20 protein-coding genes and 1 pseudogene are annotated in these 19,292 nt (G+C 51.7%); 16 read left to right on the top strand and 5 right to left on the bottom strand.

Annotated elements, in window-relative coordinates:
• The 7 genes and pseudogenes from LC084_RS19450 to LC084_RS19420 form a co-directional block, all read left to right on the top strand.
• The coding region (locus LC084_RS19450; protein ID WP_404808759.1) for a host cell division inhibitor Icd-like protein at positions 1-523 on the top strand (523 nt) is incomplete at its 5' end.
• Between the two features lie 5 nt (positions 524-528).
• Positions 529-753: a hypothetical protein gene (locus LC084_RS19445; RefSeq protein ID WP_264193584.1), complete on the top strand. Its 225-nt coding sequence runs from the start codon at positions 529-531 to the stop codon at positions 751-753.
• Positions 750-1,070 carry a DUF5375 domain-containing protein gene (locus LC084_RS19440; protein ID WP_226573022.1) on the top strand — a complete coding sequence of 107 codons (321 nt, stop codon included), beginning with the start codon at positions 750-752 and terminating at the stop codon, positions 1,068-1,070. Before LC084_RS19445 ends, LC084_RS19440 begins: the two co-directional genes overlap by 4 nt.
• Before the next feature lie 14 nt (positions 1,071-1,084).
• Positions 1,085-3,418 carry a primase-like DNA-binding domain-containing protein gene (locus LC084_RS19435; RefSeq protein WP_226573021.1) on the top strand — a complete coding sequence of 778 codons (2,334 nt, stop codon included), beginning with the start codon at positions 1,085-1,087 and terminating at the stop codon, positions 3,416-3,418.
• A gap of 311 nt (positions 3,419-3,729) precedes the next feature.
• Complete coding sequence (locus LC084_RS19430; RefSeq protein ID WP_226573019.1) at positions 3,730-4,704, top strand: FRG domain-containing protein; 975 nt, start codon at positions 3,730-3,732, stop codon at positions 4,702-4,704.
• A gap of 854 nt (positions 4,705-5,558) precedes the next feature.
• Entirely contained in the window at positions 5,559-5,864 is a 306-nt protein-coding gene (locus LC084_RS19425; protein WP_226573016.1) for a YdgH/BhsA/McbA family protein, read from the top strand.
• A 357-nt stretch (positions 5,865-6,221) separates the two neighbouring features.
• Positions 6,222-6,341: pseudogene (locus LC084_RS19420) on the top strand (IS3 family transposase); the annotation flags it as partial.
• 433 nt (positions 6,342-6,774) lie between these two features.
• Here the strand turns inward: LC084_RS19420 and LC084_RS19415 are convergent.
• From LC084_RS19415 to LC084_RS19400, 4 genes are all read right to left on the bottom strand, one after another.
• Positions 6,775-7,290, bottom strand: coding sequence for a GNAT family N-acetyltransferase (locus tag LC084_RS19415; protein WP_226573050.1), 516 nt, complete (start codon positions 7,288-7,290; stop codon positions 6,775-6,777).
• A gap of 24 nt (positions 7,291-7,314) precedes the next feature.
• Positions 7,315-7,584 (bottom strand): type II toxin-antitoxin system TacA family antitoxin, encoded by a 270-nt coding sequence (locus tag LC084_RS19410; protein WP_226573015.1) that lies wholly within the window; start codon positions 7,582-7,584, stop codon positions 7,315-7,317.
• A 267-nt stretch (positions 7,585-7,851) separates the two neighbouring features.
• Positions 7,852-9,129, bottom strand: coding sequence for an OprD family outer membrane porin (locus LC084_RS19405; protein WP_226573013.1), 1,278 nt, complete (start codon positions 9,127-9,129; stop codon positions 7,852-7,854).
• Between the two features lie 581 nt (positions 9,130-9,710).
• Entirely contained in the window at positions 9,711-10,277 is a 567-nt protein-coding gene (locus LC084_RS19400; protein WP_226573011.1) for a L,D-transpeptidase family protein, read from the bottom strand.
• Positions 10,278-10,548: 271 nt separating this feature from the next.
• On the opposite strand from LC084_RS19400, the gene LC084_RS19395 reads away from it, so the two are divergent.
• The gene (locus LC084_RS19395) at positions 10,549-11,586 is read left to right on the top strand and encodes a S66 family peptidase (RefSeq protein WP_226573009.1); all 1,038 of its coding nucleotides are present in this window, start codon (positions 10,549-10,551) and stop codon (positions 11,584-11,586) included.
• Here LC084_RS19395 and LC084_RS19390 read toward each other — a convergent pair.
• Positions 11,570-12,535, bottom strand: a complete 966-nt coding sequence (locus tag LC084_RS19390; RefSeq protein WP_226573007.1) for a LysR family transcriptional regulator — start codon at positions 12,533-12,535, stop codon at positions 11,570-11,572. The two genes, LC084_RS19395 and LC084_RS19390, sit on opposite strands and share 17 nt — an antisense overlap.
• Before the next feature lie 129 nt (positions 12,536-12,664).
• Here LC084_RS19390 and LC084_RS19385 point away from each other — a divergent pair, with 129 nt between their 5' ends.
• The 8 genes from LC084_RS19385 (at position 12,665) to LC084_RS19350 (ending at position 19,288) form a co-directional block, all read left to right on the top strand.
• Entirely contained in the window at positions 12,665-13,369 is a 705-nt protein-coding gene (locus tag LC084_RS19385) for an SDR family NAD(P)-dependent oxidoreductase (protein ID WP_226573004.1), read from the top strand.
• Positions 13,370-13,454: 85 nt separating this feature from the next.
• Entirely contained in the window at positions 13,455-14,183 is a 729-nt protein-coding gene (locus tag LC084_RS19380) for a MerR family transcriptional regulator (RefSeq protein WP_226573001.1), read from the top strand.
• Positions 14,184-14,452: 269 nt separating this feature from the next.
• The gene (locus LC084_RS19375; protein WP_226572998.1) at positions 14,453-14,887 is read left to right on the top strand and encodes a nuclear transport factor 2 family protein; all 435 of its coding nucleotides are present in this window, start codon (positions 14,453-14,455) and stop codon (positions 14,885-14,887) included.
• Positions 14,884-15,603 (top strand): SDR family NAD(P)-dependent oxidoreductase, encoded by a 720-nt coding sequence (locus tag LC084_RS19370; protein ID WP_226572995.1) that lies wholly within the window; start codon positions 14,884-14,886, stop codon positions 15,601-15,603. Before LC084_RS19375 ends, LC084_RS19370 begins: the two co-directional genes overlap by 4 nt.
• Entirely contained in the window at positions 15,600-16,871 is a 1,272-nt protein-coding gene (locus LC084_RS19365) for an NAD(P)/FAD-dependent oxidoreductase (RefSeq protein ID WP_226572992.1), read from the top strand. Before LC084_RS19370 ends, LC084_RS19365 begins: the two co-directional genes overlap by 4 nt.
• The gene (locus LC084_RS19360) at positions 16,864-17,586 is read left to right on the top strand and encodes a DUF1365 domain-containing protein (protein ID WP_226572989.1); all 723 of its coding nucleotides are present in this window, start codon (positions 16,864-16,866) and stop codon (positions 17,584-17,586) included. Before LC084_RS19365 ends, LC084_RS19360 begins: the two co-directional genes overlap by 8 nt.
• On the top strand, positions 17,583-18,803 hold the full coding sequence (locus tag LC084_RS19355) for an SAM-dependent methyltransferase (RefSeq protein WP_226572987.1): 1,221 nt from the start codon (positions 17,583-17,585) through the stop codon (positions 18,801-18,803). The genes LC084_RS19360 and LC084_RS19355 overlap by 4 nt, the downstream gene beginning before the upstream one ends.
• Positions 18,800-19,288 carry a DUF2878 domain-containing protein gene (locus LC084_RS19350; protein ID WP_226572985.1) on the top strand — a complete coding sequence of 163 codons (489 nt, stop codon included), beginning with the start codon at positions 18,800-18,802 and terminating at the stop codon, positions 19,286-19,288. Before LC084_RS19355 ends, LC084_RS19350 begins: the two co-directional genes overlap by 4 nt.
• Positions 19,289-19,292 lie beyond the last annotated feature (4 nt).

Here is a 19,292-nt window from a genome sequence, read left to right as displayed (position 1 = left end):
TGGCTTGCGTCCTGCCGTCATTCCCAGGTATAGTTTTCCCGCTGTCGCAAAATCGGCAGCCGGGCGTAGGAACCCGTGTTACTCAATGGCGACACCAGACGCGCCATGCGTCTTTTTTTACGTCGTTGCTCAGGCACACCCATTTTTCGGGCTGTGGTGTTTATATGCACACCGCAGCTCCGGCAAGATAATGGTGGTCCGGGCGGGGCAGCCTTCGGGCTGGCCGGTACCCATTGAGGCCGGTATTCCTACCCCCGTCCGGGCCACCACCCATGAGTGTAGGAACTCCGGTGGTGGCAATAACCGCTACTCAATGGAGGCAGCCCTTATGGCTACGACCCTCACCCCGTCACACCCGCAGTTTGTCTTTGTGTTTGCCGCCGTTCGTCGCGCAGACCGTAAACCCCGTATTCGTATGCTTCGCACTGTTGCCAGTGATGAACGCGCCGCACGCCTTTCCCTTGTCCGTGATTACATTCTCGCCTTTGCCGGGCGTCTGCCGGTGGCGGAGGTGTGTGCGTGAAAGAACTGACCCTGACCATTTCCCTCGCTGACCTCCGGCACCTGGAGCACCTGCGTAACGTTGGCCTGCTTATCGGCGAACTCATGCAGGCGCAGGACTGCGCATCTTCACGGCCTGACCCGGCGCAGCAGGCACAGCTCACCTCTGTCATTCACCTTATGACCGCCCGGCTGGACGATATGGTCGAGCGCTGTAATGAGCGCTGGCTCACTGAGGAGGTTCGCGCATGAAACACCCCTTACCGCCCGTATTACGTGCCGCACTGTACCGCCGTGCGGTGGCCTGTGCCTGGCTGACCCTGTGCGAACGCCAGCACCGTTACCCTTATCTCACCCTCGACACGCTGGAAAGTGCCATTGCCGCCGAGCTGGAGGGCTTCTACCTGCGCCAGCACGGCGAGGAGAAAGGCCGCCAGATTGCCTGTGCCTTACTGGAAGATTTAATGGAAGCCGGCCCCCTGAAAGCCGCCCCGTCGCTGTCCTTTCTCGGGCTGACCGTGATGGATGAACTCTGCGCCCGCCATATCACCGCACCGGTACTGCACTGAGGGAGACAATAACCATGAAAATGAACGTAACGGACACCGTAAAACTGGCATGCGGCCACTGGCCGCGCATTCTCCCGGCACTGGGCGTGAAGGTGCTGAAAAACCGCCATCAGGCCTGCCCGATTTGTGGTGGTCATGACCGTTTCCGGTTTGACGATAAAGAGGGGCGCGGGACGTGGTACTGCAACCAGTGTGGTGCGGGTGATGGTCTTAAGCTGGTAGAGAAAGTGTTTGGCGTGACCCCGTCCGAGGCCGCCGGAAAGGTGAATGCCGTGACCGGTAATCTGCCGCCGGTTACCCCGGAAGTAACAGCCGCCGCAGAAGCCGGAACGGAGGCCGGGCGCAAAGCGGCAGCCGCACTGGCCGTCACCCTGATGGCAAAAACCCGCACGGCCACCGGCAACGCCTACCTGACCGGCAAGGGCTTCCCGGATTATGAATGTTCCGTGCTGACAGGGGCGCACAAAACCGGTGGTGTGTCGTACCGCGCCGGTGATGTGGCGGTGCCACTGTATGACGACACCGGCGCACTGGTGAATGTCCAGCTAATCAGTGCTGACGGCCAGAAACGCACCCTGAAAGGCGGGCAGGTGAAAGGGACATGCCATACCTTCGACGGTCAGAAACAGGCCGGGAAACGCCTGTGGATTGCCGAAGGGTATGCCACGGCACTGACCGTGCATCACCTGACCGGGGAAACCGTCATGGTGGCGCTGTCGTCCGTGAACCTTCTTTCCCTGGCAAGCCTTGTCCGGCAGAAGCACCCGGCCTGCCAGATAGTTTTCGCCGCCGACCGCGACCTTAACGGTGACGGGCAAAGCAAAGCCGCAGCGGCCGCAAAAACCTGTGAGGGAACTGTCGCCCTGCCGCCGGTGTTTGGTGACTGGAATGACGCGTTTGTACAGCATGGCGAAGACACCACACGTCAGGCCATGTACGACGCCCTCCGGCCACCGGTTCAGAGCCCGTTCGACACCATGAGTGAGGCGGAATTTACTGCCATGAGAGCCAGTGAAAAGGCGGCGCGGGTGCATGAGCATTACGGCGAGGCACTGGCGGTCGACACCGGCGGTCAGCTTCTGTCGCGCTATGAAAACGGTATCTGGAAAATCATTCCGCCACTGGATTTTGCCCGTGACGTGGCCGGGCTGTTTCAGCGTCTGCGCGCCCCGTTCTCGTCGGCCGCCATTAACGCGGTGGTGGACACCCTGAAACTGATTATTCCGCAGCAGAGTGCCCCCTCACGGCGTCTGATTGGTTTTCGTAACGGTGTGCTCGATACCGGCACCGGCCTGTTCAGCCCGCACCACAAATCGCACTGGCTGCGCACCCTGTGTGATGTTGATTTCACCGCGCCGGTGGCAGGGGAAACACTGGAAACCCATGCACCGAACTTCTGGCACTGGCTCGACCGTGCCGCCGGTGGCCGCTCAGAAAAACGTGACGTGATACTGGCGGCGCTGTTTATGGTGCTGGCGAACCGCTACGACTGGCAGCTCTTTCTCGAAGTCACCGGCCCCGGCGGCAGCGGGAAAAGTATTATGACTGAAATTGCCACGATGCTCGCCGGGGCGGATAACGCCACGTCGGCCGACATTGACACACTGGAAGACCCGCGCAAACGTGCATCCCTGACGGGGTTCTCGCTGATTCGCTTACCTGACCAGGAGAAATGGAGCGGTGACGGTGCCGGGCTCAAGGCCATTACCGGCGGCGATGCGGTGTCCGTTGACCCGAAATACCAGAACCCGTACTCAACGCATATTCCGGCAGTGATTCTGGCGGTGAACAACAACCCGATGCGCTTCACTGACCGCAGCGGTGGCGTTTCCCGCCGCCGGGTGATAATCCATTTCCCGGAACAGATTGCGCCGGAAGACCGCGACCCGCAGCTTAAGGACAAAATCGCCCATGAACTGGCTGTTATCGTGCGCCAGTTAATGCAGAAGTTCAGCGACCCGATGAGCGCCCGCACGTTACTCCAGGCACAGCAGAACTCCGACGAGGCACTGAGCATCAAGCGCGATGCTGATCCGGCCTTTGATTTTTGTGGCTATCTGGAAGCCCTGCCGGATGCTGACGGGATGTATATGGGGAATGCCAACATTATCCCGCGTCAGCCGCGCCTGTACCTTTATCACGCCTATCTGGTGTATATGGAGGCGCACGGCTACAAGAACACCCTCAGCCTGACCATGTTCGGTAAAGGGCTGTCGTCCATGCTGAAAGAGTACGGCCTGAATTACGACAAACGACGCACAAATCAGGGCATGCAGACCAACCTCACACTGAAAGAGGAAAGCAACGCCGACTGGCTGCCGAAGTGCGACGAACCTACAGCGAAATAAACTACCCTGACCGGCTGATGCCGGTCTTTTTTTTACCTGAAATCAGCCAGAGTGAACAGTAAAGTGTTCACTGTTCACCAGGTGTTCACCTCGTAACCCAATGAATATGATAAAGAAAAATACAGAATGAACACTGTGAACAGTTTTTCCCAAAAAAACTTTTTCCTTCAAAACTCATCAGACCGCTTAGTGCCAGGAGCGGAAGCTTCTTAGCTAAGAATCAAGTTTTAAAATATGCTTGCATTTCTTATTAGTGAACATTAAATTCAAAAAGAAAATGACTTTAAAACATAAATAATACTAGGTGTTTTATGAAAGATATCTATTTAAAGGATAACACCGCTTGTGCTGGAGTTGTTAGTAGTGTCGCAGACTTTCTGCATCTTGTTAAAAAATCCAATGGGGAGTGGCTTTATGGTAATTTATTCAGGGGCCAAGGCGATACTGAATGGCCTATATTGTCATCTCTTACCAGAAGCATTACTCCTTCAATCAATGAAATAAAAGAAAAGTACGGGGATGTAGAATTAAACTCACAAAAATTTGAAGATATCTTTAAAAGTGAATCGCTTAAAAAAAGCATGATTGATAAATTAAACTCCATACACACTAGCTATGTTAATTTTAAAAACCTTTTACCTCCTTATCTCAACGAGGTTGAACACAAAGAATTTATTCTTAACTCAGATCTATCACTGCTATTGTTAGCTCAGCATTATGGATTGCCAACAAGATTTATTGATTGGAGTCTAAATCCTTTAGTGGCACTTTATTTTGCAGTTGAATCATCAGAGCCTGACACAAAGAAAAAAGCAGCTGTATTTATCTATACTGGTGAAAACACTCTAACAGGAGAGGAGTTTTATCAAGGGTTTCAATATGGATTTGATGTTAATTGTAAAAAAATGGTAACATCTTTAACTGATACAGATAGTAATAAGTTCGATTTTATTCAGGCGGGGAAAGTTTCATCTTACAAATTTAGGATGCTGGCAGTGGAAGAAATAGAATTTATCCCAAGCCATCCAATTTCTATAACTCACTTTAGATTTGATAGAAGAATGGATGGTCAAGAATGTATGTTTACCTTCCAGAATAAATTATTTGAACCCTTCAAACCATTAGAGTCTAAAAACCTAATAAAAATTGAAGTGGAGAAGCCCTACTCAATAAAAACCGAGTTAATTCAACTGGGTTTTGTTACATCAACAATATACCCTTCTATTTCTGGTTTGGCTCAATCACTAAAATTTAATCATGCGAATGTAAATTATAAATTTCTTTAGTAGAGATTTATTATAAGCTGGGTTTTCTCTGCGGAGGAAGTTTCATCCAGTATCAAAACCTTTGTTAAGGTATTGCATAATTATACTCTAATGCGAACTTCTGCTATTCGCTCACAGCAGACTATAACGTTTACATCTACAAACCTGCAAAGGTGAAGAATGGACTGTTCACTCTTCACCTACCATTCACTGCCTATCGCATTGAAAATAAAAGGAAAAAATATTAAGTGAATAGCGTGAATAGTTTTCCCAAAAAAGTATTTTTTAGATGAGGTCAGCCATTGGTGCTTTATCTATAGATGGTTTGTCAGTCAAGAAAATATGTATACTTATGTGTATAAAAAAGAACGCATTAATTTATAAAAACCAATAAATACATGTGGTTATGCTATAAAAACAACTCCTGTGATCTTCCGCCATCTGCTTTCCGTAACCATCCGCGATGGTTTTAACATCATTATTCTTCAGTCTATTTGTAAGTATCCCTGCAAAGGGACCATTCACTTTTAGAGATCTTCCGACATACTGAATATGTCCCCAGCTGAGCTGTTTACCTGATGGCTGTGTCAAAAACAGGCAGTGCAGCTTCTGACGGCCCGCTGCCGTTAATGCGAAGATATGTATACAGAAATATATTTGTAATAAGATGCAAAAAATCTCACTAACTCTTGATGGGTTTGTGGCTAAACATTTTATTAACACCGAATTAGCAATTAAAGCTAAAAAAAGAAACAATAAAAGGTGTTTTATAACTTTGTCATCATTACTTGACGGGAAAACGCAATATCTTTTATTAGCGATGTAATTCAGTCTTTCAGTGTTGAAGCAGCTGAATTTTTATCAGAGATCAGACCATGAAAAGTTTAGTACATGATGTTTTATCCATTTTTAAAACTCAGGCTGTTGAAGCCGTATTGATTCGTGCAGGGTTATCTCATCGTGAAAAATCGTCACTGCAACCGATCGGTATGACGTCGGTGAGCTGGGCGACTTCCATGGAGGAACTGAATGACGCTTTTGCCATGAAAGCACGCGACGCAGGCGCAGTGGGTTACCACATCACGAATGTGGAATCACATAAAACAAGCTGTCAAGGGCACCGTATACTGGCTGCGACCGCAACACTTTATAACATTAATGCCAAAATGGCATATGAATGATCCCGCTTGACGAGAAACCCGGGCATAGTCGTTTAATGGGTTCTGTCGCATTAACGTCAGCAAAAGGTGACGATGAGTTTATCACTTCCAGATTCTTGTAGCGGTGCCAAAATATAGGTATTTTTTATGCGTGTTAGGGGGGGCTCCTAACTACCAGAAATAAAGGTAGAATAATTAGGTACCTTGGTGTGTGGAATACCGGGGGAAAGGGGAGCCTGACAAAGATAACCCGCTCCGAATAAACACGGAGCTGTGGTTCAACTGGGAAGATTAGATTCAGAACTGCCAGGTTGATCCTACCCAGTATTAGTAGACACACGACTAAGTGAGTAAACTCTCAACCAGAGGTGATTACTCATGACAAACCCCGTATCAAACAGCAAAACGGCCCGTAAACAGTACACGCCCGAATTCCGCGATGAAGCCCTGAAACTGGCTGAGCGCATCGCTGTCGCTGCTGACGCCCGTGAACTCAGCCCGGAACAGTTTGAAAACGAAAACCTCGCTTAGGGCTGTGTCCACATTACGTGGGTAGGATCAGGTAATACAACAGCAATGAATGATGGTAAAAAATAGGTATAAAAATCAATGGAGACAGAAAAATAACAAAGCAAACCACCCCGGTATAAAAGCGCTTACTCAAATCTTCAACGGGCGATAAGAATGTTTCACCCACGTTTTATGCCGAGTCAGAACCTTTCGGATCCGTAATGTATTTTTTCAGTAAAACCATTATCTGCGAGGTCTTTTTCCGTTAATTCTTTTTTCACATCATCTCCTTTTCACTGCTAATCTCAACCCGACAAATAATACGCTTGCATGCTTTATTATTTATCAAAGAGTCACATTTTAATACCACACTAAAAATCACCCAACCAAAACCCCATTAAATTACACCCATATTGGCGTACTAACCCGAAGAACTCCCCACCCTAAATAATTGCTCTATAGATTTAGTTGGATAAAAGAGAAAATTCTCGTTTTCTCCACAGAGTTGTATAAAACCCAGTTCAAGATAGAAGTGCTTTGCTTTACTATTTAATGCTTCAACAAACATGCCATGAATACCCACCGCTTGTGAGGCTTGATAAACAACTTTCATCGCATGGGTGACAAGCAAATCACCCCAACCCTGGCGTTGAATGCTTTTATCAATAGCCAGCCGCCCCAGGGTTACGCTCGGAACATTTTTATAGGGCACACGCTTTTGTTGGGTTTTACTCGGAAGGCAGGCTTTCTCAAAACCGCTACCAGACAACGTGTAATACCCCAGAACACGAGGTTTTTCATCTCGTGTAACCAGCAGATAACCCCGTAAAATCTTGCTGAGATGCTGGCGTTTTAAGTGGTCTGTAAGAAACGTATTCAAATACGCTTCTCCGCAGTCGAAATGGCTTACATCATATTCAACATCCTCAGAGAACATCTCTACTTTCAAACCGCCCACGTTTCACTCCATGTCTTGCAGACGTTTAGCCGCACGTTTTAACCGCTCGTTTGGCTCTGCCGGGTTGCTGATTGCATCCATAACCCGATTCCATGATTCCTCGTTAAGGACCATACGGCGGTGCTGTTCAATCACCTCCGCGGCCCGTTCAGAGGCAGTGCTAACCATAAACTGTGAAACAGACTGGTTAGTCATTGCCGCAGCTTCTTCGATCAGGCTCTTGTCGTATTCATTTAAACGCAGATCGATGCGCTGTTTCTTCAGTGCTGGCATGGTATTTCCCCGGCCGCTCATGATGAAAGCATGGCGGCCAACTGCTCGTTAAATATAAGCCCGAGGATTTCAATTCTCTTCCTGGTAACAAACTATGTACGGCTTTTTACCGTACATTTATAGTAAGAATATCAGACCAAAAATTCAACAATATATTGGAAATAAATCAGGTGAACAGGCAATACATTGATTAACACCAGGCACCCAACACAAAAAAACGGCGCGATATTCGTCGCGCCGTTGTGCCTGCTGAGTAAACCAGAAAGATTAGAAATCGTACTGCATAATCAAACGGTTCTGCCAGAAGCTGGAATCATACAATGGTGAAGTCTGTACCCCGGCGAAGTCGGTTACGCTCAGGCCTTTCAGCATGCCAGTGAAACTCCAGGTGAAATACACCAGGTATTCAGACTGGTCGATGCTGGAAGAAGCGGGGGTCGGTTTCAGGTCCATAAAGGAATACTGCGTACCCAGTGACAGGTTTTCGTTCATTACGTAATGCAGGCTGGTCATATACGCGTTACCGCTGCCCAGGTCCTGGGTGCTGGTGAAGAACGGCTGTGCAAAGTAAGGGCCGGAAGATGCATTATGGGCATACGGGGTAACCAGGGAGCCATTGTTCCAGCTATTACCGCTGGCGGCGATATGGTCATAACCCAGTTTCCAGCTCAGGGAAGGTGTAAAGGTTAAGCCCAGTTGCGCGCCATAAGACGTGCTGTTGACTTCACCTGCCAGCGCTTTGCCCGCACTGGTGCCACGCACAAATTGCAGGCCGACATCTGGCTGGAACAGTGCATCCTGGAATTGTAAGTGGCTTTCGCCATACACCAGGCGAGTGTAATCAGCATATTCTTCATACCAAATCTGGCCGGTCAGGGATTTATTATCCCACTGCATACCGCGCCCGCCGCCCATGGCCCACATACCGTTAGTGGTGCCATCCACATCGGTATAGTTGGTTGTATTCAGGAACTGGTCATCGCCCCAGGGTTTATAACGCCAGATTTTGGTGGCATGCAGGAAGTTGGTACTGTCGCCATAATTGGCGTCCACGCCACGGAACAGCGCAGGTGTAATACGCCAGTCGTAATCGCCCACAAACGGCAGATTAAGGCGCTGGTCACCCGCAGTGATTTTGAAACCATCGTGTTCCCAGCTTAAATAGGCTTCACCAAAATTGGTTTGGTTATCGCCAATATCGCTAATAGTGTGTGCTTCGTCCGGGTGGTTAATACCACGCAGGAAGATACCGCTAACCCCGGCGCGAACACCATAAAATGGCGCGGTTTCAAATTTCAGAAAGCCACCGTAACTGATGGTGTCCTGGTTAAAGCCTTTCGAAAAATAGGCGTTGTGCGTGGAATAATACATGGAACGCAAACTGCCGCTTACCGTACCGCAGGTAAACATGTCGGCAAAGCTGTCTACGCCATTTGTACCGTACTGGCAATCACTGATGTTGCTCTGTGTTGCCGCCAGTGCTGCCGGTGCCAATGGCAACAAAAATACCCCCAAACATAGCCCACTCACTGCTTTTAACTGCATTATCCCCAACCTCGCCACTCGTTATAAAAATGCAAAGCACAGCACCAGAGCAACAAAGAATATTTGTTGCCACGCAGTGTGTCTTTACAGTAAAAATTATTATTCCCACTTCCTATAAAACTTTATTAAAAATATCCAGCACTCGGCAACGCGCTTCTGTTTAATAATTTCTTTTTATGTTAACCATACATTTTTCTTATTTCAGTAACAGAGCCACACCTGCTGGGTAATATTTCCGCAAGGTAAAAATAAGAACTATGCTTCTTATATACACAATAAAAAAATAGCCTAAACACAGCGGTCGCCGAATATAACGGAAGCGAAGTTGGTAACGTATTTCAGGGTGTAAAGCAAGAAAAACACATTGCCACACTCTTTTTTGCAGCAGAAATCGCACAAACCGATAAAGATATCGCTGCACTCATATTTGTTTCCATAAGGTATTATTCAGCACTAAAACTTGATGAAAAGAAATGTCTAAAGGCGAGATTATTTATTAGTGCTCATGCCATTTATAAAAATGGGCCCAAGGGGAAATCGGGTAAAATCTGCAGGCGGCACAAGCAATACCGCCCACCCATTTATTTTTCGATAATAACCGGCGTGCCCGTTGGTGTTCTGGCCCAGATCTCGCGCATCTCGCTGTTGGTTACCGCAATACAACCGTCGGTCCAGTCCATACGGCGAAATAAAGGTGCCAGCCAGCCCCAGCCATTGGGTAAGCCGTGGATCATAATATTATGGCCGGGGGAATAACCGGCACTTTTGGCCCGCTGAATATCGTCAGCATCCGGGTAGGAAACATGCAGGCTGAGAGAAAAGCGTGAACGGGCGTTACGCCAGTCAACGTTATAGTGGCCTTCCGGGGTTTTCATGTCGCCCTCACGTTGTTTGGCGCCATTATCGGCCCCACGCCCCAGAGACACGGAATACTCACGTATTACCACACCATCACGCAGTAAACTGAGTTTGCGCGCCGCTTTATTCACAACAACCAGGTCTGCCTGTTGTTGTGTGGGAAGGTAAGCCGGTGGTGTATCGTGGCCCCAGCGAGCCATGATTTTAGTCCAGAAAACCAGGCCGATGGCGATAACCAGGGCAATCACTCCCAACCTGAAAGCCGGGGAAGAAAAGCGTGTTAATTTCATAGGCGCACAATTGTTATCCATTAAGCCAGCACGTTGTTCCTGTTGCGTGTTTTAGCCAATGCCACAGGCGCAGATTATATTGCCAGCGCCAGTGAACATAAACCGGGAGTAGTCTGCCCTTTTCCCCTTCGCTTGTCTGGCAGATTTTTCTGCGTTATTCAGGCAGATAAACCCATTACCACTCCTGAAACCAGGCATGAATGGTATGTTAATAACTATTCGCGCTGATAAACCCAAAGTGGTCTGCTGTTAACTGTTCAGGAGTTGTTTTATGCCCGTGTGTTTTCCTGCCCCATTAAAGCCCGGAGATACGGTTGCCATTACCGCCCCTTCAACAGGTGTTCCCGCCGCCCTTCACGCACAACTGGATGGTGCAAAACAGGCACTGGAGCTGCGTGGTTTTACTGTGCTGGAAGGGGAGTGCTTACGCACCAGTTACAAAAACAAAAGCGCGGATAAAACCTTGCGGGCTCGCGAGTTAATGTCTTTTCTCACCCGCCCGGATATTCACGCGGTAATGCCGCCCTGGGGAGGAGACCTGGCAATCGAAATTCTGGAGTTGCTGGATTTTACCCTGCTTTCACAAACCCAGCCCAAATGGTTCAGCGGTTATTCAGATCTCAGCACACTGCATTTTCCCTTAACGATGCTGGCAGGCTGGGCAACGCTGCACGGCCCGAATTTAATGGAACTTGGCTCGCAACAGGTTGACCAGACCACGCAAGGCATATGGTCAGTGCTCGAAGCGCCTCGTGGCACCCAAGTGGAACAACATGCTTCACAATACCACCAGGACGGCCCTTGCCAGGGTTGCCCCGACGAGAAAACAGGTTTTCGCCTTACACAACCCACCTGCTGGAAGCGCCTGGACGGGCTCCATGGCAACCTGGAAATACACGGGCGGCTGGCAGGCGGTTGCCTGGATACGCTGGCGCGGCTGGCCGGAACCCGGTTTGGTAACCTGCCGCGCTTCTGTGAACAACACCAGCAAGAGGGTGTCATTCTGTACATCGAAAATGTGGAAATGAACCCCTGCGAGCTGACCCGCGCATTGTACAGCCTGCGCCTGCATGGCTGGTTCCAGGCGGTTTCAGGGGTTTTAGTTGGCCGGCACGCCGCACCTGATGCCAGCACACCAGAACACCAGTCACAAAGGGATGCGCTAAATTCAGCATTAGGCGACTTACCGGTGCCAGTGCTGTATGACCTGGATATCGGCCATATTCCACCGCAACTTTCTCTGGTGAACGGCGCGCTGGCGGCAGTGTATTTTCAGGAAAACAGCGGCAGAATCACCCAGGCGTTGTAACCTTCCCCACCAGGCCACTCAGCGCAGCGTAGTGCAACCCGCACACCTCACGCAGGCACTCGCGCAGCCAGCGATGAGCCGGGTCATTATGCAGGCGGGGGTGCCACATTTGCGAAACAGTTATCGCGCTTGTTTGCACAGGTAGCTCAAAGCCAACGAGCCCAGGAACACGACCTGTGCCACTGTTCTGCGCCTGATGCAGGAAAAACGACTCAGGCACCAGCGCCACCAGGTCCGACTGCCGGGCAATGGACAATGCAGCCCCAAGCCCCGGCACCACAGCAGCTATATGGCGTGCCAGCCCAAGGGAAGACAGCTTGTTATCTACCGGCCCACGGCCATTACCATGGCGGGCAACCACAATATGCCCGTATGCCGCATAAGCTTGTGGTGTCAGTATTGTGCTCTGTGCCAACGGGTGGCCTGCACGCACCACACCAATAAATCTGTCCTGAAACAGCGCCTGAAGGTAAATTTCCGGGCCCATATTTTTCAGTACGCCAATTTCCAGGTCCACCAGCCCCTCTCTTAGCGGGCCATCTTCCTTGTCAGGTTTGGCAACAAAACGCAGTCCTGCGTGTGGGGCTGACTGCGCCAGTGCCGCCACCAAATCCGGGCCGAACACTTGTGCAAAGCCGTCGTTTGTACGCAATGTAAACACCCGGTCCAGGGTGGCAAGGCTCAGCGTAGAGGTTGCGGGTTTGAGCAATGAACGTGCCTGTGCCACAGCCAGGGGAGCAGCTTCAAGCAACTGTTCGCCATGCGGCGTTAACACCATATGGCGGCCCGCACGCACCAGTAATGGGTCTCCCGTTGTTTGGCGTAACCTTCCCAGAGTGCGGCTCATAGCGGATTCACTCAACCCCAGTCGGCGTGCCGCCGCAGCCACGCTTTTTTCCGCCAGCAAAACATCAAGCGCAATCAGTAAGTTCAGGTCGGCCTCTGCCATTTGTCCTCCTGCCGGAATGCTGATACAGGGCGTTTGGTGCAGGTTATTAATGCATCACCTGCGTCTTCCGCCTTATATCACACCGCACTACAGTAAGAAACGTCACCCAATATTATTCAAGGAGCTGTTATGTCTCTTCCTTCGTTTGTACCCTCTGTTTTGCTGGTTGGCGCATCTCGTGGTATCGGTCTGGCCATGGCGGAACAATTTCTGGCAAAAGGCTGGCATGTCACCGGCACAGTACGCAGTGAACACACACCCTTGCATGCACTGGCAGGTGCCTGGCCCGGGCAACTGCAAATTGAAATACTGGATATGTGCGACGACTTGCAACTGGCCGCTCTGGATGCACGGCTTAACGGCAGCCAGTTCGACATGCTGTTTGTGAACGCTGGCACCACAAACCGGAACCCGTCACAAACTATTGGCGAGATCACCACAGAGGAATTTATTCAGGTGATGACCACCAATGCGCTGGCCCCCATGCGCGTGCTGGAAAAGCTGGAAAAACATACACATTCCCGTGCACTGCTGGGGGTGATGTCTTCCGGGCAGGGTAGTATTACCAACAATATTAACGGCCAGCGTGAACTTTACCGGGGCAGCAAAGCCGCATTGAATATGTTTATGCGCAGCTTTGCTGCACGCCAGGCAGGCACAGAGCGGGCGCTGGTGAGTATGGCTCCGGGCTGGATCCGTACGGCGCTGGGTGGGCCACAAGCGCCCAGGCCCCTCGAAGAAACGATTCCCAGCCTGGTGAATGTGTTACTGGAGAAACAAGCCAGACCGGGGCTTGAATACCTTGATTTCAAAGGGAATACAGTACCGTGGTAAATCACTGGTAACGACTACCCACTTCCATTCCACCAATGTTTACCCATAATATAAATCGTCGTACTACTCAGAATGGAAATGCATCATGTCCTACTCCATCGGTGAATTTGCCCAGCTTTGTGGCATTAACGCCACTACATTGCGTGCCTGGCAGCGCCGCTATGGGCTGCTCAAACCGCTGCGTACTGAAGGCGGCCACCGCCAGTACAACGACGATGATGTAACCCAGGCACTGAAAATTCTCGACTGGATTAAAAAGGGCGTGCCGGTCAGCCAGGTAAGGCCTTTACTGGAGCGGCCAACCAAACGCCAGACCAATAACTGGCAGGCATTACAGGAAACCATGCTGCAACGCCTGCAGGATGGCAAAATTGAATCGCTGCGCCAGTTAATTTTTAATTCCGGGCGGGATTACCCCAGGCCGGAACTGGTCGCCAATGTCCTGCGCCCTCTGCGTAGCCGCCTTGCGGCCAACACGGCATCCATGATGACTCTGCGGGAAGTGCTGGACGGGATTATCATTGGGTATACCTCATTTTGCCTCGATGGCGACCGCAAAGCCCCCGGCGAAAACTATGTTCTGGCAGGCTGGCAACTGGCCGACACTTGTGAAGTGTGGCTGGAAGCCCTGAAACGCTCAGGCCAGGGCAACCGGGCAGATGTGTTACCCGCATCGCCTGGCATACTGGCTCCGGCACTGTTTCCCCAACGCCACTGGGTGTTAGTCACAACCGGCAAGCTCACCCAGGCCCGGCAAAAAGACCTGGAAAAATGGCGTGAGCAGGTCGCTTCCCTGGAAATCATTCTGTTGTAAAAATCCCCCGCCGTAGTGGTGTATCTACGGCAACGTTGAATTCCCCCAATTGTTAAATTGCCCTGCCCATATTGCCCCCAGGTTCTTCGCTTTCCATAAGCCAAATGAAAAACACGCCTGTTTTTCACGTAAAAAATCAAAAACCTATCTAATTGAAAAATAACAATAATTAAAAATATATTCACAAAAACTTGTACAAAAAATTAATTTTGTACAAGTATTGTTAGTACGTACCTGATTACGGGCGCAGAACTCAACAAGGTAACACTATGTGCGATACCCGATCCGTCATTGAAAACTGCATCGCGTTCTACAAAGCGCTGGACCACCAGTCGCTCAGCAAACTGCGTGAGCTGTACCACGATGACGCCCGGCTTATCGACCCTTTTGGCCAACACCAGGGCCTTCCTGCTATAGAACACTACTTTGACCACCTGCTCAGCAACGTGACCCGTTGCTGGTTCGATGTAGACCAGCCGCTGTGTGAAGGCGACCGTGCTGCCCTCAGTTGGGTGATGCACTGGGCACACCCCAAACTACGGGGCGGTGAACCACTGGCATTATCCGGTTGCTCCATTTTGTTAATACGCGAGGGGCGTATTGCCTGGCAGCAGGACTACTACGATGCAGGCAGTATGGTCTACGAGCACATCCCGCTGCTGGGTTACGCGGTGCGGCATGTAAAACAGCGGGTGGCATCATGAAACGGGTACTGGTAACCGGTGCCAGCTCGGGTATTGGTGAAGGTCTTGCCAAAGCCTGGGCGGATGATGGCGCACAAGTTATCGCCTGTGGGCGTGACCAGGCCCGGCTGGATGCACTGGCAAGTTACAGCCCCAATATCACCACCCGCCAGTTTGATATTACCGATGCCAGCGCCTGCCAGCAGGCACTCGTCAATTGCCAGGTAGATGTCGCCGTTCTGTGCGCCGGGACTTGTGAATACCTTGATCATGGCATGGTTGATGCCAGCCTGGTGGAGCGGGTGTTGCGTACCAACTTTCTCGGCCCGGTAAATTGCCTGGCGGCGCTGCAAACCCAACTGCAACCCGGCAGCCGTGTGGTGCTGGTGAGTTCGATGGCTCACTGGCTGCCTTTTCCCCGCGCAGAAGCTTATGGCGCTTCAAAAGCTGCACTCACCTGGTTTGCCAACAGCCTGCGGCTGGATTGGGAACCCAAAGGTATTTCAGTAACCCTGGTTTCCCCCGGTTTTGTCGATACACCACTCACCCGCCGCAACGATTTCGCGATGCCAGGCCAGGTGAGTGTTGGCCAGGCCGTGAAAGCCATTCGCCATGGGCTGGCAAAAAACCACAACCATATCGCCTTCCCCGGCGGGTTCAGCTTCTTTTTACGCGCACTGGGGTTACTCCCCGCCTGCGTACAACACGTTTTATTACGCAGGATGGTGCGGCCATGAATATCGCCATTATTGGTAGCGGCATTGCAGGGTTAACCTGCGCCTGGCGGCTGGCCGGGCACCACCAGGTGACGCTATTTGAAGCCAGCCCTACGCTGGGTGGGCATACCGCCACAGTGGATGTGGACACGCATCAGGGTACCTGGGCGATTGATACCGGTTTTATTGTTTACAACGACCGCACTTACCCGCGTTTTATGGGACTTTTAAGTGAACTGGGGATTCAGGGCCAGAAAACAGAAATGAGTTTCTCTGTGCACAACCCTATTTCCGGGCTGGAATATAACGGGCACACACTGGCTTCTCTGTTTGCTCAGCGCACCAACCTGGTCAACCCTCGCTTCTGGCATTTGCTGGCAGAAATCATGCGTTTTAATCGCCTGGCAAAATCCGCCCTGCACCAGCCAACCGGCGATAACGACACCTTGCAAACTTTTCTGGAATGCCACCGGTTTAACGCCTTTTTTGCCCGGCATTACATTCTGCCCATGGGCGCGGCAATCTGGTCGTCCTCACTACAGGAAATGCGCCGTTTCCCCCTGGCGCTGTTTTTGCAGTTCTTTAACAACCACGGCCTGCTGGATATTACCCAGCGCCCACAGTGGTATGTCGTGCCTGGCGGCTCGCGTGAATATATTCGTGCTATCACCACTCGCCTTGCTGGCCTCCTGGAAACCCGCTGCAACACGCCAGTCGAGCAGGTTACACGCCATCCGGGCGGCGTGGAGATTGCGTTTAACGGCACACTGGCGCATTTCGACCAGGTTATTTTCGCCTGCCATGCAAACCAGGCTCTGGCAATGCTGGGTAACCCAACCCCGGCAGAGCAAGAGGTACTGGGTGCGATTGGCTGGCAGCAGAACGACGTGATTTTGCACCGCGACCGCCGCTGGTTACCGGACCGCGAACGGGCCTGGGCCAGCTGGAATTACCGCCTGAGTGACACCAACCTTGAGCACACACGTGCCTGCGTGACTTACAACATGAATATTCTGCAAGGGTTGCCCGCTGGCAGCCCACTGTTCTGCGTCACACTCAACCCATCATCCCCCATCGATGATGGTTTGGTGTGGCGGCGTTTTCGCTATGAACACCCGGTATTTAACCCGCAAAGCTGGCAGGCACAAGCCCGCCGGGGTGAAATCAATGGCCAGCAACACAGCTGGTTTTGCGGTGCTTATTGGTACAACGGTTTTCATGAAGATGGCGTGCGTAGCGCACTGGACGTGGTGGCAGGAATTGCAACCGTAAGGGGGAAGCATGAATAGCTGCCTGTACCACGGGGTATTACGCCACCGCCGTTGGCAACCACGCCAGCACCATTTCAGCTACCAGGTGTTTATGGCCTGGATTGACCTTGATGAACTGGCGCAACTACCCGATGCAGGCATCCGGCTTAACCGTTGGGGAGCGGCCTCGTTTTATACTCGCGATTACCCACTGGGCGCACCTTTGCGGCAAAACGTGCTGGACCGGCTCGCCACACTGACGGGCGAACGGCTGAATGGCAAAGTGATGCTGTTAACCCAGTTGCGCTATTTCGGTTTCCATTTTAACCCGGTCAATTTCTACTACTGCCACAATGCACAAGGCGAACTGAGCTGGATACTTGCTGAAGTGCGCAACACGCCGTGGAACGAGCGCCATTACTACGCAATTGATGCCATCAACACCCAACCCGTTGATAAAGCCTTTCATGTGTCGCCTTTCAACCCCATGGAGATGGTGTACCACTGGCGCTTTAACACGCCAGGCAAAGCGCTGCATATGCACATTGAAAACCACCAGCAAACGAAGGTTTTCGATGCCACATTAACGCTGGCCCGCTGCCCGCTTACCCGCAAAAACCTTCGCCGCCTGCTTATCAAAATTCCGCTGATGACGGTGAAAACTGTCGCCGCAATTTACTGGCAGGCACTCTTGCTGTTGTTAAAACGTGTGCCGGTTCATTCGCACCCGGCAAACCGGAGGCCCCGTTCATGACTGACCCTGTATACGCCCTTGAACCCAGTCTGCCCCATAACAGCAGGCTGGCCCGCAAAGCATTGTTCCGGTTATTGGATGAGTTAAAGCACGGCGGGCTGGTGGTACACGAAGGATCATATCAACGCCGGTTCGGCGATGCCCATGCACCACTTCAGGCGGAAGTGTACGTTCAGTCACCTCGTCTTTACTGGCGGATATTAACCGGGGGCAGCATGGCGGCAGCCGAAGCCTGGATGGATGGCGAGTGGGACTCCCCCAACCTGACACAGGTGCTGCAAGTGGTGGCACTGAACAGCACATTGCTCAGCAAACTGGAAACCGGTTTTCGCTGGCTCAGCCTTCCCGCGGAGCGCCTGCGCCACTGGCTGCGTCGTAACCATCGCCGCCAGGCGCGCAAGAATATTGCCGCGCACTACGATTTGGGCAATGCATTTTACAGTGCATTTCTTGACCACAACCTGCTGTACTCCAGTGCTCTGTTCCAGTCCCCTGACCAGGATTTGGAAAGCGCCCAGGTCGCCAAAATGCAGCGCCTGTGTGAACAACTGGCACTGACGGCCGATGACCACCTGTTGGAAATCGGCACCGGCTGGGGAGCACTGGCAGAATATGCCGCCCGCCACTACGGTTGCCGGGTAACCACCACCACGTTATCCCGCGAGCAATACGATTATGCGCAAGCCCGTATCGATGCTGCCGGGTTGCAGGAACACGTCACCGTATTACTGAGCGACTACCGAGATCTTGCCGGGCAGTTCGACAAAATTGTTTCGGTTGAAATGATAGAGGCCGTAGGCAAAGCCTGGCTGCCGCACTTTTTCACCAACTGCCAGCAGCGCTTGCGCCCGGGCGGAAAAATGGTGCTACAGGCTATTACGATTCAGGACCAACGCTACCAGGATTACAGCAACAGCGTGGACTTTATTCAGCGCTATATCTTCCCTGGTGGCTTCCTGCCAAGCCTCACCGCCATGAGCCAGTTGATGACCCGCCATACCGATTTTGTTATGCGTAATGTGCGTGATATAGGCCCAGATTACGCCCGTACACTGGTTCACTGGCGCCAACGTTTTTTACAAGCCTGGCCGCAAATAGAAACCATGGGGTTCGATGAGCGTTTTCGCCGCATGTGGCTGTATTACCTCGGTTACTGTGAAGCGGGCTTTAATGCGCGCACCATAAGCACGGTACAAATCACGGCGGAACGGGTGTGAACAGCCTGCTGCGTGCCGGGCTGGCGGCAATCGCGTTCGATATCTACTGGACGCTGGTTGTGCTGTTTCGTGAACGCGGTATTACGTTGTGGCTGGGGCTGGCGCTCGTGGTGTGTTTTATGTTGCCAGCCGGGGCCCGGCGCCATGCGTTGATTATTGCTCTGGTGGGTTGTGGGTTGGATACATTCCACGTGCTCGCCGGGCGTATTACCTTCCAGGGCAATGGGCTGGTGCCGTTATGGATGGTGGCTTTATGGGTGATGTTTTCTTGTGTTTGGTCTGTGCTGGCACGTAGCCGGTCGGTACCACTTTTGTTGTTGGTTCTGCTCGCGGCAACAGGCGGGCCGCTGGCTTACTTGTTGGGTGCTTACCTGGGGGCAATGACTATCCATGTTCCTGTCTGGCAGGCCTTAGCCTGGCTGTCCACCGGCTGGGCCTGCCTGGCGCTGTTATCGTGCGGGTTACTGCACAGGGGCCGGGCATGAACAG

This window comes from Mangrovibacter yixingensis, assembly GCF_020523985.1.
In the GTDB taxonomy this organism is placed as follows: Bacteria; Pseudomonadota; Gammaproteobacteria; order Enterobacterales; family Enterobacteriaceae; genus Mangrovibacter; species Mangrovibacter yixingensis.
Note: the sequence above shows the minus strand (reverse complement) of the source record. Positions and strands in the feature narration are given on the sequence as shown.

Bases quoted from the DNA above. Each gene is read 5' to 3' on its own strand.
- LC084_RS19405 (WP_226573013.1), bottom strand. From the start codon at position 9,129: ATGCAGTTAAAAGCAGTGAGTGGGCTATGTTTGGGGGTATTTTTGTTG.
- LC084_RS19355 (WP_226572987.1), top strand. From the start codon at position 17,583: ATGACTGACCCTGTATACGCCCTTGAACCCAGTCTGCCCCATAACAGC.
- LC084_RS19360 (WP_226572989.1), top strand. From the start codon at position 16,864: ATGAATAGCTGCCTGTACCACGGGGTATTACGCCACCGCCGTTGGCAA.
- LC084_RS19425 (WP_226573016.1), top strand. From the start codon at position 5,559: ATGAAAAGTTTAGTACATGATGTTTTATCCATTTTTAAAACTCAGGCT.
- LC084_RS19395 (WP_226573009.1), top strand. From the start codon at position 10,549: ATGCCCGTGTGTTTTCCTGCCCCATTAAAGCCCGGAGATACGGTTGCC.
- LC084_RS19440 (WP_226573022.1), top strand. From the start codon at position 750: ATGAAACACCCCTTACCGCCCGTATTACGTGCCGCACTGTACCGCCGT.
- LC084_RS19375 (WP_226572998.1), top strand. From the start codon at position 14,453: ATGTGCGATACCCGATCCGTCATTGAAAACTGCATCGCGTTCTACAAA.
- LC084_RS19385 (WP_226573004.1), top strand. From the start codon at position 12,665: ATGTCTCTTCCTTCGTTTGTACCCTCTGTTTTGCTGGTTGGCGCATCT.
- LC084_RS19370 (WP_226572995.1), top strand. From the start codon at position 14,884: ATGAAACGGGTACTGGTAACCGGTGCCAGCTCGGGTATTGGTGAAGGT.
- LC084_RS19380 (WP_226573001.1), top strand. From the start codon at position 13,455: ATGTCCTACTCCATCGGTGAATTTGCCCAGCTTTGTGGCATTAACGCC.
- LC084_RS19430 (WP_226573019.1), top strand. From the start codon at position 3,730: ATGAAAGATATCTATTTAAAGGATAACACCGCTTGTGCTGGAGTTGTT.
- LC084_RS19400 (WP_226573011.1), bottom strand. From the start codon at position 10,277: ATGAAATTAACACGCTTTTCTTCCCCGGCTTTCAGGTTGGGAGTGATT.
- LC084_RS19415 (WP_226573050.1), bottom strand. From the start codon at position 7,290: ATGTTCTCTGAGGATGTTGAATATGATGTAAGCCATTTCGACTGCGGA.
- LC084_RS19390 (WP_226573007.1), bottom strand. From the start codon at position 12,535: ATGGCAGAGGCCGACCTGAACTTACTGATTGCGCTTGATGTTTTGCTG.
- LC084_RS19435 (WP_226573021.1), top strand. From the start codon at position 1,085: ATGAAAATGAACGTAACGGACACCGTAAAACTGGCATGCGGCCACTGG.
- LC084_RS19410 (WP_226573015.1), bottom strand. From the start codon at position 7,584: ATGCCAGCACTGAAGAAACAGCGCATCGATCTGCGTTTAAATGAATAC.
- LC084_RS19365 (WP_226572992.1), top strand. From the start codon at position 15,600: ATGAATATCGCCATTATTGGTAGCGGCATTGCAGGGTTAACCTGCGCC.